This is a genomic window from Streptomyces sp. SA15, from assembly GCF_002291145.1.
Classification (GTDB): domain Bacteria; phylum Actinomycetota; class Actinomycetes; order Streptomycetales; family Streptomycetaceae; genus Streptomyces.
The window spans coordinates 1-4,917 of sequence record NZ_NTGE01000189.1 but is presented as its reverse complement, the minus strand read 5'-3'; the positions used below and the strand labels follow the sequence as shown (position 1 = coordinate 4,917).

Here is a 4,917-nt window from a genome sequence, read left to right as displayed (position 1 = left end):
CTGCACGCGCGCGTGGCCGCCGCCGCGCACTCCAAGGTCGTCACGGCGGGCGCCCTGGCCCGTCCCCCGCAGGCCGGCCGTCACCTCTACGTCGATCTCGGCCCCCTGCGGTCCGCGTTCACCGCGCGGGGTGTCGGCGACGCCCAGGACCTGGAGGACTTCCTCGCCGCCCGGCTGGGCATGCCCGCGCCGGGCGGACACCGTTTCGGCGACGACCTTCAGGCGCTGCGCGTGCGGCTGTCCACCGGCCCGCTCCTCGGTGGTACGGACGAGGAGCGCGCGGAATGCCTCAGTTCACCCTCGCCGTTGGAACTGCCACACGCGCAACGCGCGTTGACCCTTCTGGAATCTGTCTTCGACGATCTCCGCGACGACGCTCAGCGATGGGAGCCTCCTCGATGACGCAGCAGTCAGAGTCGACCACGAGCACGCCCACCCAGGAGTCCGACGATCAGGCGGCCCTGTCACCGTTCGAGCCCGCCGTCCCGCCCCTCGCACCCCCGAGGCCGCTCGCCGAGAGCCGGACATGGCCACGCACCTTCCACGACCGCCTCACCGCCCCGCTGCCCGGCCTGAAGGCCATGGCCCGGTTCGCCCGCGAGGGCTCCGTCCGGCCGGGCCGCGAGGGCCTCGCCGACATTCCCCGGCTGCCGTACGCCCCGGGTCCGCTGCCCCGCGTGGACGCGCGCACCGTCGCCGTCTCCTGGGCGGGGCACGCCAGTTGGGTGGTGCGGATCGGCGGGCTGACCGTGCTCACCGACCCGGTCTGGTCCCGCCGCATTCTCGGCACCCCGGCCCGCATCACCCCGGTCGGCATCCCCTGGAGCGCCCTGCCGCCCGTCGACGCCGTCGTCATCAGCCACAACCACTACGACCACCTGGACGCCCCCACGCTGCGCAGACTCCCGCGCCACACCCCCGTGTTGGTGCCGGCCGGCCTCGGCCGCTGGTTCCGCCGCCGCCGGTTCACGAACGTCACGGAGCTGGACTGGTGGGAGGCGGCCGAACTGCACGGCGTCCGCTTCGACTTCGTGCCCGCCCACCACTGGTCCAAGCGCACCCTCGTCGACACCTGCCGCACCCTGTGGGGAGGCTGGGTGCTCACCGCCCCCGACGGACAGCGGGTCTACTTCGCGGGCGACACGGGGTACGGCCACTGGTTCGACCACATCGGCCGGCGCTACCCCGGCATCGACCTCGCACTGCTGCCCATCGGCGCCTACGACCCGCGCTGGTGGCTCAGCGACGTGCACTGCGACCCGGAGGAGGCGGTGCGTGCCGCGCAGGACCTCGGGGCGCGCCGCATGGCGCCCATGCACTGGGCGACCTTCGTGCTGTCGGCCGAACCCGTCCTCGAACCCCTCACCCGGGTGCGGACCGCCTGGGAGAAGGCCGGCCTGCCCAGAGAGGACCTGTGGGACCTGCCGGTGGGCGGCTCCCGCCTGCTGCTGCCCTAGGCAGCCTTCGTCTTCGTCTTCCGTTTCGTCTTCCGAATCCGCCGCCACAGGCCGGGGGTCGCGCTGATCAGCAGGGTCAGCGCGACCGCCGCGACCACACCCTCCCAGGGCTCGTCGAACAGCGAACCGCCGAGGATCCCGATCAACTGGTAGGTCACCGCCCAGGCCAGGCAGGCCGGCAGATTGCCGCGGGCGAAGCGGCGCATCGGCCACTTCGCCATCAGGCAGGCCAGCATCACCGGGATCCGTCCGGCCGGCACGAGCCGCGACAGCACGAGCACCGCCACCCCGTGGTCGGTCAGCTTCTCCTGGGCCCGCCTGAGGCGGTCCTCGGGGGCGCGCGAGCGGATCGCCTCCAGCCAGCGCGAGCCGTTCTTCGAGCCCATCCCGCGCCGCCCCAGCCAGTACAGCGCGACATCACCGAGGAACGCCGCCGCCGAGGCCGTCACGAACACCAGCCCCAGCGCGAACGGCGCCGTCTGGTGGAAGGCCACCACGGCCGCCGAACTCACCAGCGCCCCCGTCGGCACCACCGGCACCAGCGCGCCGATCAGCACCAGCAGGAACAGCGTCGGATAGCCGATCGCCTGCTGCGTGGTCTCGTGCGGCACGGTCGCCGGGGCGGCGGCAAGCCAGCTCACCGGGCCACCTCCAGCCGCACGCTCTCCCCGTGCCCGAGCCGGTGCACGGCCACCCGCGGCGCGTGCTCGGCCGCCAGGCGCACGAACTCCTCGCCCGGCGCGTGGAACTCGTGCGGGCGTACGGCGTCCATCCCGATCGGCCAGTACGTGCCGTAGTGCACCGGCACCGCACTGCGCGGCGCCAGGCGGGCCAGCGCCTGGGCCGCCCGCCCCGCGTCCAGGTGCCCCTCGCCGAGGTACGGCCCCCAGCCGCCCACCGGCAGCAGCGCCACCTCGACCGGCCCGACCTCCTTCGCCATGTCGTCGAACAGTGCGGTGTCCCCGGCGAAGTAGGTGCGGGCCTCGCCCTCGACGACGTAGCCGAGGGCGGGGGAGTGGTGCGGGCCCAGCGGCAGCCGCCGGCCGTCGTGCCGGGCGGGAACGGCCCGTATGAGCAGGTCGCCCACCCTGATCTCGTCCCCCGGAGCCACCTCGCTCACCCGGAGATGAGTGAGCCGGCGCAGCCCCGGTACCGCACGTGGTGCGCCCCGGGGCACGAGCAGGCGCGTGCCCGGTTCCAGCCGCGCCAGCGACGGCACGTGCAGATGGTCGGCGTGCAGGTGAGAGACCAGTGCGACGTCCGCGCGCCGGGCGCCGGGCGGCGGCAGCGCGCCCCGGCGGCGCCGCAGATGCGCGAGCCGACGCGCGAACAACGGGTCGGTGAGCACACGCACGTTCGAGTCTTCGACCGTGCAGGTGGCGTGACCCCACCAGGTGATCTCCACCGGCACCTCTTTGCCTCCTTCGCGCGACTCCCCGAAGCCTACGGGCAGGAGTAGGGTCGGCGGCGAAACCCGGAGGTGAGGGGGACTCCATGGGAGAGGTTCGCGGTGCCCACGGCACATCCTCGCGGCTGCGTGTCACGGCGATCGCCAGTCTGACGCCGCTGGAGGAGCTGGACGACGACCCCTTCCTGGTGGACTCCCGCAGTCAGCACGCCATGTGCGCCCGCTGGGCAGCCGAGCGGGGCTACGTCGTCACCCGCGAACTCCTCGTGCGCGGACTGCGTCCCGACCACTGCGTCCTGTGGGAGGGCGTCAGACCCGGCCGCGACCTGTTCGTCGCGCCCAGCCTGCGCGTCCTGAGCAGCGCGCTGTCGTCGGTCGAGGAGTTCACCGCCGAGTGCGTGCGGCGCGGGGTGCGCGTGGAGACGGTCGACCGGGCGGAACCGTCGTACGACGCCCAGATGAAGGCCCGGGTGCACCGCAGGCTGTCGATGCCGACGGCCGGCTACGACGGGCGGTAGCGGGCCGGAGCGGCCGGAGCGGGGCGGGGCGTCGAGGCTTCGGCGCTGTCAGTGCCGTATGACAGTCTTGGCTGAAGGCCCGCACCGACGACGGGCCCGGACGTGAGGTGTACGGGGCGTGCGTGGAGGGCGTTGGCGGCGGGTCGCCAGTCAGGTCGGGCGGAGCGTCGCGGTGTGGGCCGTCTCCACCCTGACGATGCTCGTGCTGGCCGGCATCCTGCCGGACTTCCGGCTCCAGTCCGCCGACGGCGACAGCGCCACCCGCATCGGCATCACCGCGGCCCTCGGCGCCGGCGCCTTCGGTCTGCTGTCGGCTCTCGTGTGGCCGTTCCTCGTACGGCTCCTGCTGCTGGTGCCCGCTCTCGTCCTCGGCCTGCTGGTCTTCTTCCTCAACGGCTCGCTGCTGATCCTCGCCCTGCGGATCGTCCCCTCCGGGGACAGCGAGGCCGCCCCCGAGACGGCCGTCATCGTCGCCGCCGTCATGTCCGCGGTCGCCTCCGCCACCGGTGCCGCCCTGGCCGTCCGCGACGACGACGCCTACCGGCGCCGCCTGTACCGCCTCGCCGACCGCCGCCGCAGAACCCTGCCGCCCGGCCCGTCCAGCCCCGGCACCGTCTTCCTGCAACTCGACGGCGTCGGCCACGACGTACTGCTCGACGCGGTCGGCCAGGGACTGATGCCCACCGTCGCCCGCTGGCTCGGCGGCGGCGACGGACGCCGGCCCACCCACCGGCTCACCCCGTGGCGCACCGACTGGTCCAGCCAGACCGGCGCCAGCCAGCTCGGCATCCTGCACGGCAGCAACCACGACATCCCCGCCTTCCGCTGGTACGAGAAGGACCGCCGCGAGGTCATGGTCTGCAACCGCCCGAGCAGCGCCGCCGAACTCCAGCGCCGCGCCGTGGCGGCCACCGGCGACGGCGGACTGCTCACCGCCGACGGCGCCAGCCGCGGCAACCTCTTCTCCGGCGGCGCCGACGAACAGGCCCTCGTGCTGTCCATCGCCGCCCGCCGCCGCAGCCGCGAGAACCGCTCCAGGTCCGGCTACTTCGCCTATTTCTCCGACCCGGCCAACGCCGTGCGCACCGCCCTGTCCTTCGTCGCCGATGCCGGCCGCGAGATAGGCCAGTCCACCCGGACCCGCGTGCACAAGGTCCGCCCCCGGGTCTCCCGCGGCGGCCTCTACCCCTTCATCCGCGCCTTCGCCACCGTCGTCGAACGGGACGTCGTCGTCGCCGCGGTGATGGGCGACATGCTCGCCGGCCGCACCGCGGTCTACGCCGACCTCGTGGCGTACGACGAAGTGGCGCACCACTCCGGGCCGTTCAGCCGCGACGCCGAGAAGGTCCTCGAACGCCTCGACCGCTCGCTCGCGCTCATCGAGAACGTCGCCGAGCACGCCCCGCGCCCGTACCGCATCGTCGTGCTGTCCGACCACGGCCAGAGCCCCGGCGAGACCTTCCGCACCCGCTACGGCCTCACCCTCGGCGACCTGGTCCGGGCCGGCTGCGGGCTGCCCGTGCCGCGCAGGGCC

Annotated in this window: 5 protein-coding genes and 1 pseudogene; 4 read left to right on the top strand and 2 right to left on the bottom strand. The window is 73.9% G+C overall.

The features are described 5' to 3' along the window. Positions 1–402 (top strand): annotated as a pseudogene (locus CLM62_RS40290) (pyridoxal phosphate-dependent aminotransferase); the annotation flags it as partial. Further along, positions 399–1,457 carry an MBL fold metallo-hydrolase gene (locus CLM62_RS40285; protein WP_095754848.1) on the top strand — a complete coding sequence of 353 codons (1,059 nt, stop codon included), beginning with the start codon at positions 399–401 and terminating at the stop codon, positions 1,455–1,457. The pseudogene CLM62_RS40290 and the gene CLM62_RS40285, both read left to right, overlap by 4 nt. Here CLM62_RS40285 and CLM62_RS40280 read toward each other — a convergent pair. Continuing rightward, positions 1,454–2,098, bottom strand: a complete 645-nt coding sequence (locus CLM62_RS40280) for a DedA family protein (RefSeq protein WP_095754847.1) — start codon at positions 2,096–2,098, stop codon at positions 1,454–1,456. The genes CLM62_RS40285 and CLM62_RS40280 overlap by 4 nt on opposite strands. Beyond that, positions 2,095–2,868: an MBL fold metallo-hydrolase gene (locus CLM62_RS40275; RefSeq protein ID WP_179382431.1), complete on the bottom strand. Its 774-nt coding sequence runs from the start codon at positions 2,866–2,868 to the stop codon at positions 2,095–2,097. The genes CLM62_RS40280 and CLM62_RS40275 overlap by 4 nt, the downstream gene beginning before the upstream one ends. Before the next feature lie 83 nt (positions 2,869–2,951). Here CLM62_RS40275 and CLM62_RS40270 point away from each other — a divergent pair, with 83 nt between their 5' ends. Further along, positions 2,952–3,383 carry a hypothetical protein gene (locus tag CLM62_RS40270; protein WP_095754845.1) on the top strand — a complete coding sequence of 144 codons (432 nt, stop codon included), beginning with the start codon at positions 2,952–2,954 and terminating at the stop codon, positions 3,381–3,383. A gap of 118 nt (positions 3,384–3,501) precedes the next feature. Then, a partial coding sequence (locus tag CLM62_RS40265) for a phage holin family protein (protein WP_107483856.1) occupies positions 3,502–4,917 on the top strand: 1,416 nt, incomplete at its 3' end.